13 protein-coding genes and 2 pseudogenes are annotated in these 17,912 nt (G+C 39.8%); 12 read left to right on the top strand and 3 right to left on the bottom strand.

Features of this window, described 5'->3' with window-relative positions:
- Nucleotides 1–115: 115 nt before the first annotated feature.
- Nucleotides 116–550: pseudogene (locus ACEYW6_RS01440) on the top strand (YidH family protein); the annotation flags it as partial.
- A 124-nt stretch (nucleotides 551–674) separates the two neighbouring features.
- On the opposite strand, the gene ACEYW6_RS01435 reads toward ACEYW6_RS01440, so the two are convergent.
- Entirely contained in the window at nucleotides 675–2,852 is a 2,178-nt protein-coding gene (locus ACEYW6_RS01435) for a recombinase family protein (RefSeq protein WP_412978346.1), read from the bottom strand.
- 78 nt (nucleotides 2,853–2,930) lie between these two features.
- On the opposite strand from ACEYW6_RS01435, the gene ACEYW6_RS01430 reads away from it, so the two are divergent.
- Both ACEYW6_RS01430 and ACEYW6_RS01425 read left to right on the top strand, forming a co-directional pair.
- On the top strand, nucleotides 2,931–4,286 hold the full coding sequence (locus tag ACEYW6_RS01430; protein ID WP_412978345.1) for a proton extrusion protein PcxA: 1,356 nt from the start codon (nucleotides 2,931–2,933) through the stop codon (nucleotides 4,284–4,286).
- Between the two features lie 106 nt (nucleotides 4,287–4,392).
- A pseudogene (locus ACEYW6_RS01425) lies at nucleotides 4,393–5,685 on the top strand (murein transglycosylase A).
- Between the two features lie 151 nt (nucleotides 5,686–5,836).
- Here the strand turns inward: ACEYW6_RS01425 and ACEYW6_RS01420 are convergent.
- Both ACEYW6_RS01420 and ACEYW6_RS01415 read right to left on the bottom strand, forming a co-directional pair.
- Nucleotides 5,837–6,070, bottom strand: coding sequence for a DUF3134 domain-containing protein (locus ACEYW6_RS01420; protein ID WP_190890926.1), 234 nt, complete (start codon nucleotides 6,068–6,070; stop codon nucleotides 5,837–5,839).
- Nucleotides 6,071–6,254: 184 nt separating this feature from the next.
- Nucleotides 6,255–6,683, bottom strand: a complete 429-nt coding sequence (locus tag ACEYW6_RS01415; protein ID WP_190890924.1) for a hypothetical protein — start codon at nucleotides 6,681–6,683, stop codon at nucleotides 6,255–6,257.
- A 964-nt stretch (nucleotides 6,684–7,647) separates the two neighbouring features.
- Here ACEYW6_RS01415 and ACEYW6_RS01410 point away from each other — a divergent pair.
- From ACEYW6_RS01410 to ACEYW6_RS01370, 9 genes are all read left to right on the top strand, one after another.
- Complete coding sequence (locus ACEYW6_RS01410; protein ID WP_190890921.1) at nucleotides 7,648–8,268, top strand: hypothetical protein; 621 nt, start codon at nucleotides 7,648–7,650, stop codon at nucleotides 8,266–8,268.
- A 14-nt stretch (nucleotides 8,269–8,282) separates the two neighbouring features.
- Nucleotides 8,283–8,654: a hypothetical protein gene (locus ACEYW6_RS01405; protein WP_190890919.1), complete on the top strand. Its 372-nt coding sequence runs from the start codon at nucleotides 8,283–8,285 to the stop codon at nucleotides 8,652–8,654.
- Nucleotides 8,608–11,355 carry a hypothetical protein gene (locus tag ACEYW6_RS01400; RefSeq protein WP_412978344.1) on the top strand — a complete coding sequence of 916 codons (2,748 nt, stop codon included), beginning with the start codon at nucleotides 8,608–8,610 and terminating at the stop codon, nucleotides 11,353–11,355. The genes ACEYW6_RS01405 and ACEYW6_RS01400 overlap by 47 nt, the downstream gene beginning before the upstream one ends.
- Before the next feature lie 111 nt (nucleotides 11,356–11,466).
- Nucleotides 11,467–12,282, top strand: a complete 816-nt coding sequence (locus tag ACEYW6_RS01395) for a hypothetical protein (RefSeq protein ID WP_412978343.1) — start codon at nucleotides 11,467–11,469, stop codon at nucleotides 12,280–12,282.
- Nucleotides 12,283–12,409: 127 nt separating this feature from the next.
- Nucleotides 12,410–13,471: a hypothetical protein gene (locus tag ACEYW6_RS01390; RefSeq protein ID WP_412978342.1), complete on the top strand. Its 1,062-nt coding sequence runs from the start codon at nucleotides 12,410–12,412 to the stop codon at nucleotides 13,469–13,471.
- Between the two features lie 112 nt (nucleotides 13,472–13,583).
- Nucleotides 13,584–14,405 carry a hypothetical protein gene (locus tag ACEYW6_RS01385; protein ID WP_196512826.1) on the top strand — a complete coding sequence of 274 codons (822 nt, stop codon included), beginning with the start codon at nucleotides 13,584–13,586 and terminating at the stop codon, nucleotides 14,403–14,405.
- A 54-nt stretch (nucleotides 14,406–14,459) separates the two neighbouring features.
- On the top strand, nucleotides 14,460–15,164 hold the full coding sequence (locus tag ACEYW6_RS01380; RefSeq protein WP_412978341.1) for a hypothetical protein: 705 nt from the start codon (nucleotides 14,460–14,462) through the stop codon (nucleotides 15,162–15,164).
- A complete protein-coding gene (locus ACEYW6_RS01375) occupies nucleotides 15,161–16,786 on the top strand; it encodes a hypothetical protein (protein ID WP_412978340.1) in 1,626 nt (541 codons plus the stop codon). The genes ACEYW6_RS01380 and ACEYW6_RS01375 overlap by 4 nt, the downstream gene beginning before the upstream one ends.
- 118 nt (nucleotides 16,787–16,904) lie before the next feature.
- Nucleotides 16,905–17,477, top strand: coding sequence for a hypothetical protein (locus tag ACEYW6_RS01370; protein ID WP_412978339.1), 573 nt, complete (start codon nucleotides 16,905–16,907; stop codon nucleotides 17,475–17,477).
- The last annotated feature ends 435 nt before the right edge of the window (nucleotides 17,478–17,912 follow it).

The raw sequence follows: 17,912 nt of genomic DNA, 5'->3' as shown, positions 1-17,912 counted from the left end.
GCTTGGGGTTTTCTCAGAGTCCTCACTGGACTGTGTTGACCTTATGGCGGTAGTCCATGCTATTCATCAATGTTATGAATACTTTTCAAGGGTAAATTGCCGTCAGAAGATACTCATGGATAAAATACCAAAAATTGATCGTCAAAGGGAGCATCAAGCGAACGAACGTACCTTTCTGGCTTGGCTACGCAGTTCTATTTCATTGATTGGCTTTGGTTTTGCTATTGCGCGGTTTGGTATATTTCTGCGCCAGCTTAATATTGCTATTACTCAACAAGAAACTCCGGTAAATCCATTATCCAACTCTGAAAATTTGGGTCTTGCTTTGGTGATTTTTGGAATTTTGGCTGTTGCGTTAGCTGCGTGGCGATACAACCAAGTTTTCTGGCAAATTGAACGAGCAGATTATAAACCAAATAGGTTAATGGTTTGGATAATGACCGGAGTAGTAATTATTTTGGGACTTCTCAGTATTCCTTTGCTCTTAACGCGTGATAAAGTCCCTTTTGGTTTTCCTGTTCCAACTCAACCACAGTCCCGAAATTTGCAAAGATTAATCCCAAAACCCAATGCAAAAAAGGGGACAATTACTACTTTATACAAACAAATATTTTATAATATCCCCGGCTTCTTAAAGAAGTCGCGGATCTGAGCTTTGCCAAAGTAGAAGAGACTCAATTAACAGTAGTCTCAGAAATAACAGTTACACAAGCATTTACTAAGGGTAACAGCGGTCCTAGTTGCTCTTGTCCATTTACGGCTAAATCGCTGTGACACAAATAAACTCTCTCGGATACACGAGACAGTAAATCTGTCAAAATCCTTCGCAGTCTTTGTTCTTCTGCCAATTTCTCATCTTCTGCTGTCCAAGGTTCACCTAACCTGTCTTGCAGGAAAAACGGCGCACCGAACAAAGTCGCCGCACCACCTTTTGCCCATAGAGGTGAACCAGCATCTAGCCAAAAATGCCAGCGGTGCGATCGCCTACTAGATCGGTATTGAAATATAGTTGCTAGTGTGACGGACTTTCTCGCTCCACCGATGGGGCGCACAGGGTAAGGGTTGGCGGTAATCGTACCACGTCGTAGTAATTGAATGAATTCGATAATAGTTGTGTGAGGCGTTGTCTCCACTGGGGCAATTTGTCGTAATCTGGTGTCAATTTCCCAGTAGTGTTGGGCGGTTTCTAATAATTCCCGCAGTGCGGCTAGTTGTTCGTAGGGGAGATTGCTACCATTCCACAAAAAGCGCTGAATTGCTCTGTCTAACAGGGAAATGGGACTAGGAATTAACCGCAGTTCTTGTTGCGATCGCTGCTGTTCTAACCACTGTAATATGTCATTATAGGCTGTAGTAGCCGCATAGCCGATTCTATCCCAGCGCTCGAAGGCTGATACTGGTAGCAAGTTGGGGCGATCGGGATGGGGTACAAAGCAGTAATCTGCAATCAAACCAGCACGTACCGGGTCAATATCAGTAGAGACGCGATTAATCGCGTCTGTATAGTTTTCTGGTGGTTGTTGCTTTCTACTCAATACAACCAGCATTTCTGCGACGGCATCCCGGTCTACGAGTCGTCCCAAGCCGGGATAAACTAGTGCCAGCATGGTGAGTAATGCGCGAATGACGGGTGAACTAACTAAGGGACGTTGGTCATTCAGCGATTCTACTTGGATATTTTGCTTAACGAGGATTTCTACTAGAGTATAACGAGCGATCGCATCTAAACCTGGTGCAATAATCGCCACTTGTTCTGGTTGTACTTGCTGTGATTGGATAGCATTAGCAATTACCTCTGCTGTTTGTCGCAATAGTTGAGCGCGGGAGGTGGTTTGAATTGAATGCACAATTTCAGGTAAACTTGACAGCACCATCGGTTCTGTGACTAATTCCACCATCTGTTTAGCTTGCTCTCCAAGGGACTCTGGAGGTGGCCCGGTCAAGATTTCTACCCGACAACGTTCTGCTAACCCTTCTAGATAGTTGGGGTCTGCTCCCAATCCCAATCGCACTGCACCATCGGGATTGTAACTAAACGCCCCGATTGCGCCTTGATCTAATAGCAAGTCAAACAAAAGACGCGCTACGCTGGGATAATCATCTACATCATCAGCTAGTACCGCCTGATAGCGTTTAGTTAGGTGCTGTTGGTAATTGCGATCGCTTAACAAGTGCTGACTATAAAGTTCAGTAATAATGCCATAAGTTAGTAACCCCCTTTCTAAACACCAGTTACGCCAATCTAGCAACAAAGATGCCAAAAATTCCGGCTCTAAAGTTGTAGTATTTTCCCCAAGACCCCTTGCCAAAATCGGGGCAATATCTTCGCAAGGTACACCACTGTAAGCTGCTAATTGCAATAAATCTAGGATGCGACGCACCAAGCGAGACTCATTCACTCCCGCAATCCGTAAAATTTCTTCGTCTAATTGGGGATGCCAGAGTTTGCTTGCTAACTCTTGTTCGGTTTCTGGTCGCAATCTTACCGGAAACTGTGCCTTCAAGTTCAACGAGTTAATTAGCAACGGCCAAAATAAAATAACTTCATCCTGGAAAAAACCTAGCGGCGTCTTGGCACGCACGGGATATTTTCCTAAGGTAGATGTAACAATTATATCTCCCAATTCTCGCCGATTATCATCATTGGCAGCTAAGACTAAAACTCCTGGCTCTGTTTGTTTAAGATATAAAAATTCGGGTATATGAATGCCTTTTTTACGTCCTGGTATTTTAGTATAAAATGATTCAGTATATTGCTTTTCAGGTTGTACCCAACTACAAAATTGCTCTACCAAGCGAGCCGTTTTACCAGTGCGGCTAGTGCCAACAATCCAAACCGAATGAGAAATCACAAACTTTCTCCTTATAGATTTGCTAGTATACTTCGTGCGTTAACTTAAGGTTAAGAATCACCAAATAATGCTGGATGATTGTCTCCAATGAAAAACTCTGTTTTTAGCCAAAAAATCTATTCTTTCTTACTTGATACTTACCGATGGTACTTACAGACTCCTGAACGTTCTTTACATCAAGCTTACGATGCAGCATTAAAGATTAAGGAAATAGAAGATAAGCATTTCAATGGTAATAAAATAGACATTGACTCAGCCATATACAGTAACAGCGTGATGGATTATTTTGAGTCAGACCTAAATAAGCTATTAAAAACTGCCAAAATGCGGCTGACAGAGTTTAGAGCAAGCCGTTGGTTTCTAAATGAAGAGAATCAAAAAGCTGCTCAGAAAGCAGGTATAGAGCATCCCAGTCCTTCTTTGGTTTTGGAAAAGCTAAACTTTATTGATCAAGTTATATCCAAATACACAACAATTCCTGATCAAATAACTTCTAAAGCTTTAGTAGTAAAACCTCAAAATCCGCCAGTTAACTCTGCGATATCTGATGAAAAGTCGCTGCTTGTAAATACTCCAACAGTACCACCAAAAATACCAACTCAAGACTCGGATAACAAACCAAAACTAAAACGTAAAGCTGATACAATGGGCGTTTTACCCCGCTCTATTTTAAGTACTATCAATCGTTTGCAAGTTGAATTAGACCCTAATTCTGAACAAGAGGTAATTCATAGTTTTCGTCAAGCTCAAAGAAGAACAATAATATCTATCAGGTTTATTTTACTATTAATTATAGTACCATTACTAACACATCAGATAGCAAAAGCTTTCGTAGTAGGGCCGCTTGTTGAGAACTTTAGAGACAATCAGCAAATGCAGATATTCCTCAATTCAGAAATGGAAGAAGAAGCCCTTGTAGAATTACAAAGATTTGAAGAAAAGCTCAAGTTTGAAAATCTTCTTAGAAATGCCCCCCCACTCTTGCCTGAGCGGATGGAAATTGAAATGAAAAAGAGAGCTATTGAACTTGCTGAAGAATTTCGTCACGAAAGTTCTAATGCTATCAAAAATGTTTTTGCAGATATTTTTTCAGTCGCTGCGTTTATATGGCTTTTAGTCGTTAGCAAGACTTCTATTGCTGTGATTAAAGATTTCTTTGATCATATTGTCTATGGACTTAGTGATAGTGCCAAGGCATTTATCATCATTTTGTTTACCGATATATTTGTAGGTTTCCACTCTCCTCATGGTTGGGAAGTTCTCCTAGAAGGAGTATCCCGGCATTGGGGATTACCAGCAAATCGAGATTTTATCTTCTTATTTATTGCTACATTTCCAGTGATTTTAGATACCATTTTCAAATACTGGATATTCAGATATTTGAACCGAATATCACCTTCAGCAGTTGCTACTTATCGTAATATGAATGAATAAGGATTGGGGGCTGGGTATTAGTAAAAATTTTTGTGTTGAGAAATTAAATTATTTTTGTTTTTTGAATTTGAGGAAAATGGGATAATATCAAAGATTTTAAATTTTGATGAACAAGACACTTGCTAGGTTAGCAAAGTTTAATAAAGTTATCGCTATTAGCTTACCTGTGGTTTTGTCGATTTTGCTGGTGCGGATGCAATCTTTGACGCATCAGGAACTTAGTCCGCCAGAATGTCGCGTAAAAAAGTGGAATATACCAGTTTCGTTGACTGCTGAAAATCAAGATGCATTTACACAAAAGCAAAAAACACCATTGATTCAGAGGCTACCAGTTACTTGTTGTCAGGATGATGCTTCTTGTTTAGATGAGGTTCTATATGGAGAAATAGCAGACAAAAAGGCGCTAGTGAGTGCGATCGCTCGCAGTCTCCAATACCTGCAAACGGCTAATGCTGTGGCTACTTATCAAAACTATCAGGTGGCTGGGATTAAGCGCGATCGCGTCATCAAAAGCTTGAAAAGATTCCGCGAACTTTTATTAAAAACTAATTCTGCAACAGAATTACATCAAGCCATCGAGCGGGAATTTGTTCTTTACCAGTCAGTTGGTAACGATACCAAAGGTTCTGTTTTATTCACCGCCTATTATGAACCGCTTTATGCAGCCAGTCGTGTTCCCACAGCAGAATATCGTTATCCTGTTTATCGATTACCTCCTGATTTAAACTCCTGGAGTAAGCCTCATCCTACACGCGAAGAATTAGAAGGAGCAGATGGTTTACAAGGCGCAAAAGGGAAATTACGAGGATTAGAGTTGTTTTGGTTTCGCGATCGCCTCGAACCATATTTAGCTCAAATTCAAGGTTCAGCGAAACTTCAGCTTCCCGATGGGACTCAGACAACAATCGGCTATGCGGGTAATATCGCTTATAACTAAAAAAGCATTGGCCGAGAATTAGCGAATGATGGCAAATTACCGCTAGAAGGGATGACTATGCCAATTATCCTCGACTATTTTCAAAAGCATCCCCAAGAATTAAATATTTATATTCCGCGCGATCGCAGCTTTGTCTTTTTTCAAGAAAACCATGGTGAACCAGCCCAAGGTTCTATCAACGTACCATTAACAGCAGAGCGTTCGATCGCTACAGATAAATCTCTCATGCCTCCTGGTGCTTTAGCGTTGATTCGCGCTTCTATTCCCTTTGCTAATCCTACCGGAAAAATGGAGGAGCGCATCGTTAGTCGCTATGTTCTTGACCAAGATGCTGGAGGCGCAATTAAAGGTGCAGGTAGGGTAGATTATTTTTTAGGTACTGGGAAATTAGCAGGCGATCGCGCTGGTGTCACAGTCAGCAATGGACAATTATTTTATCTATTACTCAAGTCCAAAAATTAAACACACTCACATTTTAATACTAAGAATCCCGACTTATCTAAAAAGTCGGGATTCTTAGCCTTTCAGCGTAAATTAAGTACAGATTCCAAATCAATGAAACCCTTCAGGTAAGTAATTACGAATTACGAATTACAAATTACGAATTACGCTACTAGGCTTCTATATCCATGTCAGAATCGTCATCGTCATGATCGTAAGGAATATCGTCAAGGTCTATCATTTCTGAAATTTCTTCTACTTCATTTAGATACTCAGATTCTTGATGTTCCCGCTCTATCAGACGACCAGTTGACTTTAACCATTCTAAAAGAATAAATTCATTACTTGTACGAATTACAGGCGCTCGCTGGTTACGAGGTTCTTCACGCAAAGGACTTGTAGGCATAAAAAAAACTCACTTTGAATTATGGATCACTGTGCAAAAAGGGTTAAAAGTCTTGTTATACACGACTTTTTTCAACAGATGAAGTATGAAGCATTGAGTTTTTAATCTCAAGTCCGTCTAGTTACTTACCATTAAAATCTCTTTGTGTCAGTCCTAAATAATAAATATTCAAGCGGACGCAATATTACAAGGCATTTGGTAGCTTGGCGAGAGTTTCATACATATTAGAGGGTAATGCAGACAATCTGTTTGCTACAGCGACTGCATCAGCTAAGTTGCTAAATTGACACCGGACAATCTCTTGTCCGTTTCCTGAGGGGAATCGCTTCCTAGCTTTGTTAGATACAGCACAAATAATCGCTAAAGCTTTGGCGAAGCCATCTTTTGTCAATATTGTTTCTTTAGCGAACCCTTCAACTGGGATCAGGCAAACCTCAAACCGATAGCCAGGTCTGGGAGAAACAGCTATATCGATATAGGGTTTATCTTCTTTCCTGATTCTGCGTAAATATTGGGCTGTCGAATTAGTATCGTGCAAATCAGTCCCAAGGGCATAAGTAAAGAAGCAATCTTCTGTAAGTGACTCAGGACGGGTAATTATATCCGTTGGCATAAGTTCAAGTAGTAACCGTATATTATCTGGGCTTGTGACACACTAAACTTGTCCGTTCCAATAGCACATCTTGGGACAGTTAGATGTATCAGTTTTACACTAAATATTCCAATACAGTTTGGCTAACTAAAAATTTCAATTTTTGCAATGCTGAAGACTCTCATCTCTAAAGGATAGATTGGCAATATAAACTGACATAAAACACCCCCAGAATCAAAGGGTGTAGAGATTTAGATTCGGAGAGGTGTCTATAATAGTCAGTTACATGACCGAAAATATTTCTCAACTATCTAATTATAACATAGTTGACGGGTGAACTTTTTTTAACTATTCTGACCCATAGATATTAGGGATATTAGACCAGCAACAACAGCAAGGTTGTATTGAATTCCGACTTTTAGACAACTAAATACGCTTATTAACTAGTTTTAATTTTTACCAATTCTAGGTAAAAGAAGAGAATAAATACTTAATTTGATAGCATTATGTAATAGTGTTCATATAACTTAAGATATGTCAGGATGAGATATAACTATCTTGGCGCAAATTTCTGTATTAATTCTGTATGAATAATGCTGCTAACCTTGCTAGGACTTACTTACATGGTCTTCTGAAGGTTAAATATAAAACTCACACTTTAATATGCTCCCAAACATTATCTCCCGTTTTTACTGCATTCCCTAACCTCTAAGTGAGGCTAAATCGCTAGCAGGGCAAAACTTGAGGAGGACTGTAGGAGCGAGTTCTGGTTTGAGGCTCACAACCTAGCTTCTCAAATGACGCATACTTGCTTTTAAATAAATATTAATATTTATTTAACTTAATAATAGTTGTATATAATGTAAGACTTTACTGCAAGTTCAGAAATTTGGTTAAAAATAAATGTTAAATCATGTTAAATTGATTTAAACATTGTAAATTTTTAGACAACCAACACTCAAGTACATCATAGGAAAATTAGCAAATGTCTAGACAAAGTTCTCATGGGAGAAACTTTTTCAAAGCTTTAACTGGTAGCACAGTCAAAGGATCTCATAAGTTAAGACTGGGGCTGAAATCCAGCTTGATGATTCTGGTTGAATCTATACCCTTTTTAATTGCTTGTGCTGTACTTGTAAGCGTTATCAGCCTAAAAAGTCCTATCCTGCTTTTTTGTTTACTAGTTGGTAGTTTAATTACAGTCATCACCCAGCAAATTGGGCAGCAGGTGAATTTACCAAGGCGATCGCTAATATTATTACAAATTTTAGCAGCAGCCATCATTCTGAGTTTATATTGGTTAGACTGTTTTGCAGCCCCTGCACAAGCACAGTTTTTTGGGGAAGCTGAAAAGTTTTTCAAAAAAACCTTACAAGATGGCTCGTCAACAAATGCTGGTGGTAGCGACACAGCAGTAAGTTTGATATTTAATGTGTTACGGGCAATTTACTTACTCTATATTGCAATTTCTTTGGTTGGTGTGATTAACGCAGTGCGTAAAGATGAAGATTGGCAAAGCATTGCCAGAACACCCTTATTAGTGGTTGTTGCTGTTACCATTGCTGATGTACTCACACGCTTTGTAATTGGCGATAGCAGTAAATAATTCAGATATTTCAAATGTCTCAAGAGCGGGAACAAGAATTTCGTCCAGTCAACCAAGTTCTGGGAAGCCAACCCTCACTAGGCCCAATTCCGGCCGATCAAATTCTTCCTTGGACAGTAATTGCCTTAGCCTCCTACTTTATTATCAATGGAATTTTTGGGGGTCTTTTTGAAGAAGAGTTTCAAAAATGGTTGTGGACAGTACTAATGACTGGTTGGGGAATAGGAACTTGGTGGATATTAACTGGTGGTAGGAGTTGGAGTTTTTTAAGTAAATTTATTGGTGTTCCCGCTTGGACAAGAGGCTTTGCTCGTTATCAAAGCTTACTGGAAGTTAACCATGAAGCAAAAAATCGGAAAACAAAGCGTCGGCGTCGTCGGAAATGAAAGTAGATTAACGCCATTTGAAGATGCCTTACACTTGGCGACAATGCTACGTGTAGCAATGAATGGGCGTGATATTGGTGCTTACCTTTTAGCAAAAGGCACTCAAAAAGATCGGTTCTGCTTTGTTTTTGGTTTTGACTGTAAGGGAATTCATACCACTTTAAGACCCGAACAAATCGATACACTCTTTAATAACATTGAAGCCGGATTGAAAGACATCCCTAGCGGTGAAAGAATGACGCTGCATTTGGGATCTTTTAGTTCCGACAAAGAGCGCCAAAAAGAATTAGCATCGCTAATCAAGAATGCGCCATCACGAGATATCAAATATTTGTTGATGGCAGAGAGAGCTAGAATCAAAGAACTGACTATTTCTGGTGTTCGGAAGCCAAAATTCTTGCGGATTTATGTCACTTACACCGTTGAATCTAACTCCGCAAATGCAGATGATTGGATAGAGAAGCTTTTAGTCAAAGCTGAATCATGGTGGTTGAAATTTAAAGGTGAACTCTCTGAAGTAGAAAACCAACGCATCGAAACCCTGATTACAAATGCTTACAAACAGGGTTTCCTCCGCTGGGAACAAATTTTATCTAATCAAATGGGATTGGATGTAAAGCCTTTGACAGCTGATGAACTCTGGGAGGACATCTGGAAAAGGTTTAATGATACACAGCCAATAGAGATTCCCCAGTTAATGACTTTAGATGAACAAGGACTGCACGAGCAAGTTAATTCAGATTTAGCTAGTAGTAAATTGCTGATAGACAATATCCACGGCACAACTTTGCTGATGGAGTCTAGCGTACCTTGTGCCGATCGCCGCTGGGTTAATGTTAACAATCGTTATATTGGCGCACTCTCATTTCTCGAAAAACCCGGAGGTTGGCCAAATAAATCTGCTCAACTGCGCTATTTATGGGAACTGTTGGCTAGAGAAACAGTAGTAGATACAGAAATTTTTTGTGAGTTGACTGCGGCAAATCCAGCATTGGTGAAAACTACTTTGCAACGAGTGCTGAAACAGTCAAACATGACGACAATCATGGCTCAAGAAAAAAGCAAAACTATTGATGTCAACGCTCAATTAAAGTTGAAGAAATCGGTAGCAGCACAAGAACAATTATTTGAAGGTGCAGTCCCGATTTATACGAGTATAGCTATTTTGGTACATCGTCCAACTGTCGATAAATTAGATGAGGCAACAAGATATATTGAAAACTGTTTTCAACGTCCAGCAAGGGTAATTAGGGAAACCGAGTATGCGTGGAAAATCTGGCTGCAAACTCTACCGATAGTTTGGGAAGGTTTGTTAGCAACACCCTTTAATCGTCGCCAGCTATATTTAACAAGTGAAGTTCCCGGATTGATGCCTTTAGTCTTAACTAAACGGGGTGATAAACAAGGCTTTGAGTTGATTGCTGAAGAAGGCGGAACACCCATACATTTAGATTTGTTTAATCAACACAAAAATTTGGCTTTGTTTGCTACAACTCGTGCTGGTAAATCGGTGTTGGTATCAGGGATTTTGACTCAGGCGTTGGCGCATGGTATTCCTGTAGTGGCGTTAGATTTCCCTAAACCTGATGGTACATCTACTTTCACAGACTATACAGAGTTTATGGAGGGGAATGGAGCTTATTTCGATATCTCCAAACAATCGAATAACTTATTTGAACAGCCAGATTTACGATCGCTAGATCCAGAACAACAGCGCGATCGCTTTAACGACTATACCGCCTTCCTAGAATCAGCATTGATGACAATGGTTTTAGGATCATCGACTGAAAGTCAAATTTTATCGCAAACCGTGCGATCGCTGCTCAACTTAGCATTAGAAGCCTTCTTTGCTGATGAGGGTATACAAGAGCGATATCGACAGGCGATGGCGGGAGGATTTGGTACTCAGGCTTGGCAAAAAACCCCTACTTTAAAAGATTTTCTCTATTTTTGTTCCCCAGAACACTTGCAGCTAAGTACTTTAACTGGCAGAGTAGAAGACGCTCTCAGTCAAATTCAACTCCGGTTGCGGTTTTGGCTTTCTAGCCGTGTGGGACAAGCTATTTCTGCACCATCCAGCTTTCCTACCGATGCACAACTTTTAGTTTTTGCTCTCAGAAACCTATCAGATAGTGAAGATGCAGCCGTACTATCTTTGAGTGCCTATTCAGCAGCACTACGACGCGCATTAAGTAGTCCAGCTTCTATATTCTTCATTGACGAAGCACCAATTCTATTTGAATTCGAGCAAATTTCCGACTTAGTTGGGAGAATTTGCGCGAACGGTGCTAAAGCCGGCATCAGAGTCATCTTATCAGGGCAAGATCCTGATACCATTGCCAAATCTAAAGCTGCATCTAAAATTTTGCAAAACCTGACAACGCGATTGATTGGACGCATTCAGCCAGTTGCAGTGGATAGTTTTGCAGATATCTTAAAGTATCCCCGCAACATTATTGCTCGTAATGCCTCAGAAAGCTTTTTTCCTCGGAAAGAAAGTGTTTATAGCCAATGGCTATTAGATGATAACGGTATTTATACATTCTGCCGTTACTACCCAGGTTACGAACAATTGGCAGCAGTTGCTAATAACCCTTATGAACAAACTGCACGCAGCAAAATGATGGAACTTCACAGCGATAAATATGAAGCAATTTCTGCATTTGCACGTCAGTTAGTGGCTACCCTACGTAGTAGTTGATCGTGTATTTTAAGCAGTTAACAATGGGTTAAAAAGTTATAAATCATAGTTAAAAAGCTAAATTTACGACTCAATAACTTAATTTAGTCTACCTTTTTCAGGCATAGATGTATGAGAAAAACAACCATTTTTACTTTTACGCTGCTATCCCTGGCAATCTTACCAGCAATGGCACAAGTTCAGACGGGATTAGGCCAGGTTTGGACTGATTTTCAATCATATTCCACAGATTTACAAAACTATCTTCAATATAATCTGAGCGACAACTTAAAGCCTGTAGAAGTACAGAGTCAAAATGCTCTGAGTAATTCTAGGGGAGAATTGAATATACCTAACCCTGTTGATGCTGGACAAAAGGTTCGTGATAATTTGATTCTCTATTCTAAATCAGACCGCTTTGAAAATAATTCCGCTGTGCATGGAAATTTAGTTAGTAATGAACTCAATCGTGTAATCACCCGTGGAGCAGCGGAAGGCGTACTCGGTGAGAATGGACAAGTTCGGACAAAAGTAAAACTAGAAAATATTCAACAAGCTCTTGAGAGCGTTACAGATGTAAATCAGGACAATGAATTAATCAACGAAATTGAGAAATTTAGGCAAAGTGTTCTAGGTGGTGTTAAGGATAAAAATGGTATTGTTGACACTGTAGCAACAGTCCTTTCTCAGGGTTTAGCACCATTGTTAATTACCAACCAAGAATCACTGAAAATCCAAAAAGAGCAGATAAAAATTGTTGGAGAATCATATGCAAAGTCTACGCAATTAGAGCAGTCTTTGCAATATTCCAACTTAAACTTGGCAAACATTTCTCAACAGGCAGAAGAGGCGAATCGCGCTCGGAGAGTAGAAACATCTACAGAAGCTGCGGGACTTTTACGCGCTACTTCTCAACTAGATTTGTTTGGGAGAAAAGTTGATAAATAAGATTTCATGATTAGCCAGAGGCTTGGAACGAGACAAAGCTTTTTTGCTTACTGACTTTCACCTGAAGTTGAACAATTTTGTCTCTTTGTGAAAGCAAAAAAATCTAAACAATATTCAAAAACGCAAAATGCAACTTGCTATTCAACTAATTTTTGCCCAAGTAGGTATTCAAGTAGGCATTGATGAGATTCTCGATAATGGTACTGCAACTTCCCAAAGTATTGCTGAAGGTTGGGACAAACAATGGCTGGATTTATTACAAAACAACACCAGTGATAACTTGTATGGAGCGCTGACAAATCTGGGTATTTTTTTTGCGGTAGGTACCCTGTTATTTTTTATGTTACAATTCCTCAAAGACTTAATATCCTACGAATATACCCGTCCCATATCAGCTTTAATCTGGCCTTTTCTAGTGGTGATCCTGTTAAGTAATTCAGGTAATGGAAGTATACTTTCTAATTTGACATTGGGAATGCGGAATTTTTTAAACAGTGTGAATCAGCAAGTAGTGGTATCAGCAGATGCAGATAAAATGTACCAGCAAGCACTGAATATGAGTGTTGCTGAAGAAGTAGCTGGTTCTTTGCTGCGCCCTTGTCAATCACTTACTGGTGAACAACAAAATCAATGTTTTGCCAAAGCTGCCGAAAAAGTTAACACTCTCTGGCAGAAATATAGAGATACATACGGAAATAAAAGCTGGATAATTAGACTACAAACGAAGGTAGATAGTATCAGATATGGCACTGGTTTTGTATCAGAAACCTCATTTAATTCTTTGTTAGGTTCTACAGTCCAAACGAGCATCAAAAACTTTTTAGTTTCCTTACAATATGCCTTCCAGAATTTGATAGAAGCTACTATGTTGCTGATAGCAGCTTTAGGGCCAATAGCTGTAGGTGGATCTTTACTACCTGTAGCTGGTAAACCAATTTTTGCATGGCTGACCGGATTTTTATCTATTGGAATCGCCAAGATTTCATTCAATATTATCGCTGTACTAACTGCCGCAGTTATTGTAAATGGGCCAGGTCAAGATGCTAATGTTGATCCAGACTTAATGTGGTTTATAATTTTTCTGGGAATTTTAGCACCAATTTTATCCTTACTTGTGGCTGCTGCTGGCGGTTTTGCGGTCTTCAGTGCTATCAGCAATACGGCTTCTTTAGTAAAGGAAAGGATATAAGTAATTCAAAATTCCCTAAGAAGAATCTAGTATTGGCTAGTTTCCTGACTGCTGAGTATATGCAAATCATCATATATAATAGCTGAATTTTTTTGCAGGAGGAGATGAGTAAATGGTGCGTTTACTAGAAAAAAGACAAAGAACAGGAAGTGTTTTGACAATTTTTGCGATCGCTACCTTTAGTTTACATATCTTAGTTTTACTTTTATTCATATTCCAAGGGATAAATATTCGCCAACTTAGTCTGAGAAAGCCTCCCAACTTTGTGCAATTAATAGATGGGAAACCAGTAGCTGATATTGATGATTTAGAAAGAGAACCGGAAGCAATTCGCCGATTCATCAGCAAAACGATGATATCAATGTTTAGTTGGTCTGGAACCTTGCCAGCACAAACTATTGAAGAAGTTGCAAACCCCAAATCAGATTTAGGAATTCTTATTAGAACACCTCAAGGTAGTAGCCAAAAAATTAGTACCAGCAGTTGGATAGCGAGTTTTGCCTTATCAGAAGACTTTCGCAAAGGTTTCTTAAGCACAGTTGCAGAAATGACACCGCCAGAAGTTTTCTCTGAAAATGCCAACCAAGTTATGACATCACAATTAGTTATTAAGCGGGTTTATCCACCAAAACAAATTGCCCCAGGTAAGTGGCGAGTGGGTATGGTAGCTGACTTAATTCAAAAAAACCGAGTTGGTGGTGCAGAACTCATAACTCCTTTTAATAAAGATTTACTTGTTCGTGCAACAGATTATTTTGCTAATTCACAAGCAGGCAATGGTACTACCCTGCAAAAAGCAATTTATAGTATCCGTGCTGACAAATTAGAAATTTATGAAATTCGTAATCTATGTTTGCTAGATGACTACAACAATCTGAACGAAGATAAATTAAAAGAATGCGGAAGTAGAACATCTGATAACTTTATAAGATAAACGATTTCTAATTTATTTGATGATAGTTCAATCTATATACTTAATAAAATATTAATGCAGTTACTTAAACCAGAAAATAAGAAAAATAACCCCTTACCACTGTTGGCAGTAGGAACATTTGGTTTAAATGTGTTTACCTTACTGTTATTGATATTTCACGGGTCTATGCTACAACAGTTAGGTCGGCAACTCACACCTCAAAGTTTAGTACAACTTGTTGATGGTCGTGTTATAACCGTAGACCCCCAGCAAAATTTAGAGCGACAACCAGAGACTATTCGGCGCTTTGTTGGTGAAAGTATGAGCTTAATGCTTACCTGGTCACCGCAGCAGCCACCAACAACAGTCTGGGAAATTAGTTCCCAACTTGTAGCTGCTGATTTTCAGCCAAAACTTAAGTCACAACTGATTAACTTAAATCCAGATAGTCAATTTGAAAATGTTAATAGAGGAACTGAAAATGTATTAGTCATACAAAAAGTTTCACAACCTACAAAAGTAGGCGATGGAAAGTGGAAAGTGGAGATGCTTGCCAATCAATTAGTTTTTAGCGGTTATGATAAGTTGGGAAAATCAATTTCGTTTAATAAACAAATTTTAGTTAGAGCAATAGATGAACCAGCAACTTCACTACCAAATGCAGCACTCCCATCGCACTTCGCAGCTTACCGCCTCGGTGAAGCCAGGTTAGAAATTTATAATGTCTGTGAAATCCAAGATAAAAATTGTTCTGGAAATCCAAACCAAGGTCTACCATGACTCGATATTCAATTCCCACAGAAACTCCTCCACAAAATCTATTGACTCTAACTACCGACGATCGCCAACAAGATGTAGAATCTTTTGATTGGGAATCGCGGATGGCAAGGTTGGTCGGCTTTGAAGAAGAATCTTCTACCGATACCCAAGCATCAGAAGACTCTGCAACACCGCAAGAGTCGCTATCTCTTCCACAAGAAGTTCAGACTAAGCAACCCCTATCATCTAACCCCTTTGCAAAATTAGGCTTGGTAGGGGCTGCTACCTTAGCCATAGTTTTGGTTGGTGGTGTGTTTTTGTCCCAGTTGATGAACACCAGCAGTCAAAAGCCAAAAAATATTGTTTCTGAGCAAGTGCGATCGCAGCCAATTAATCAATCTAGCTCTCAACAGCTAGAAGGTGAAATAGATACTCTAAAAACGAAATTAGCCCTAACAGAACAAGCAGAGTTGGTGAAAGCCGCCCAACAAAAGCTCAGAATTGCAAAATCAACACCGACAGTAGCCGTACAACCAGAACCGTCAGTTTCTTCTAGAGGTAGACAGAGAGTGATACCAACACCCCCACCAACAGCTTACGTGCCTCGAACAGTTACAGTTGAGCGCATCGTTAAAGTTCCTGCTTCTCAACCTTTGCCAATAGCCCAGCTACCAGTTGTGAAGCCAGACACTCAACCCGTAGTCAGTACAACTCCACCACCTCCACCAAGTCCACTTGAAGAGTGGGCAAGGTTAGCAAAGCTAGGTAGCTACGGTCAAGTAAATGTCGATGATAAAGCTAATACCGTTGCAGGTAGTTATCCACCTCCAAGTGATACCCAGGTGCAACAACAAACACCAAACCCCAATCCTGAACAAACACCAAACCCCAATCCTGAACAAACCCCGCAACCTGAAACTCCTGCCCCTGCGGTCAATCAAGTGCAACAGCAGGGAGAGAAATCCGTAGCAGTAGGAACTAGTGCCAAAGCTGTGTTGGCAACAGCGATATTTGGGGAAACTTCTAGAGGAAAGAATGGCGAAGGAGACGAAGAGAAAAACATATTTGTTATCCGGTTGAAAGAACCTCTAAAATCTACGGATGGTGAGATCGCTGTACCTGCGAACACCGAATTTCTCACTGAAATTCGTTCACTTTCCGAACAAGGTCTTTTGCAGATGAGCGTAGTTAAAGTTATCTCGCAAAATGATGGCAACCTTACAGAACGAAGCTTACCCAACAATACAATTCTTGTTCGTGCTTCCCAAGGTAAACCTTTAATAGCAAATAGATTTCCTAGTCAAAGTTCCTCCATAGCATCAATGGATGCAGGACTATTTGTTTTGGGAGGTATTAGTAAAGCCGCAGAGTTAATAAATCGTAGTGATACTGAACTCCAACCACTTACTTCACAAACTACCGTTGACGGCAATACCAGTAGCAGCACAACTCTTACTACTGTCACCAAGAACAGACGCAACCTTGCAGCCGGGATTGTGGAAGGTGGTTTGAACTCTGTAGTACCCCAAATTGCCCAACGTAATCAACAGGCGATCGCCCAAATGTCACAACAAACTAATGTTTGGTTTTTGCCAGCAGGCACAAATATTGAAATATACGTTAATCAAGCAATGCAATTTTAGGAGGTAGTATTTACACCAATTTTTGATTTTTGATTTAGTAATGGTAATTGGTAACTAGTTTGATCGCCATTTTTTGCATCTCCCCTTGTTTTCTCTACCAATCTCCCCATTTGCAACCATGAAAAAGAATACTAACTTGTCAGGAAATACCCCAGATAATTATTATTTCCTACCGATAGCTTCCTTTGTTTTCTCGGTTGCTATGTTGTTTTTGGCAGGTCGCGCTGTAGCTAATAACGCCGTTCTGCGTTCCATGTTTTCCTGCCAAGCGCAAGGCTTAGGGGGGCTAATACCTACGATCAATGTTTCCTATCAGCAAGGAACAAACTTAAGCTTTATTCAGGCTGGAGAAGTAATTAAAAAAGTTTGGTTAAACGATCCATCACAAGTAACTATGGATTTTGATGGACCAGTATGTATGCAGTTTGGCCCAAAACCTAATACTAGTACAGGAGATTGCAAAAACTCAGCAGCCAATGTAATTCAACTCAGACGAATTAAAAAACTGAATATTCCTGGACTTCCTAACACTAGTAATACACTTTTAACAGTTGTTACCGAAGGGCAAGGTAAAAATAAGTTGTATACTTTTCGAGTGATATATGGAACAGATAACCCCGGATATCACACTTTAGCAATTTTTCCCGATCCTTCTGGACAAGAAGCGTCTTGTGTAATACGTTCAAAATAAACTTCTATAGCAATCCGAATTGAAACTTGAGAAAATACGGAGAGAAAAATTACGTATTTATTAAGCATGACAACGATTTTGTCTCTCACGAATGATTTAGGATTGCTATAGTAAAAGTACTCAATAGTAAAAACGACTGAAGGTTGATTCCACAAAAAGCGCTGATTGACGTATGTCTGCATTGTGGTTTTTCAAAAGCCTTGTTCTAATTCTCTTCTTGTGAAGGCTACGGTATACACACAAGTCCTAAAAACCTAGCTTGATAAGGCTTGACTCGTTCCCAGTCGGAGACTGGGAATGCATTCATTGAGTCAGAGACTCAATGTCTGACTGGAGGCGGCAGCCCCTAATAACCCATTCCCATGCAGAGCATGGGAACAAAAGAAATCCACCTTTTTCGCCTGGAAACTAGCTCTGGGTCTACTTGCAATACTT

This window comes from Nostoc sp. UIC 10607 (genome assembly GCF_047228265.1).
GTDB classification, from domain to species: Bacteria; Cyanobacteriota; Cyanobacteriia; order Cyanobacteriales; family Nostocaceae; genus Nostoc; species Nostoc foliaceum_A.
This window is presented reverse-complemented; position numbering and strand designations above follow the sequence as displayed.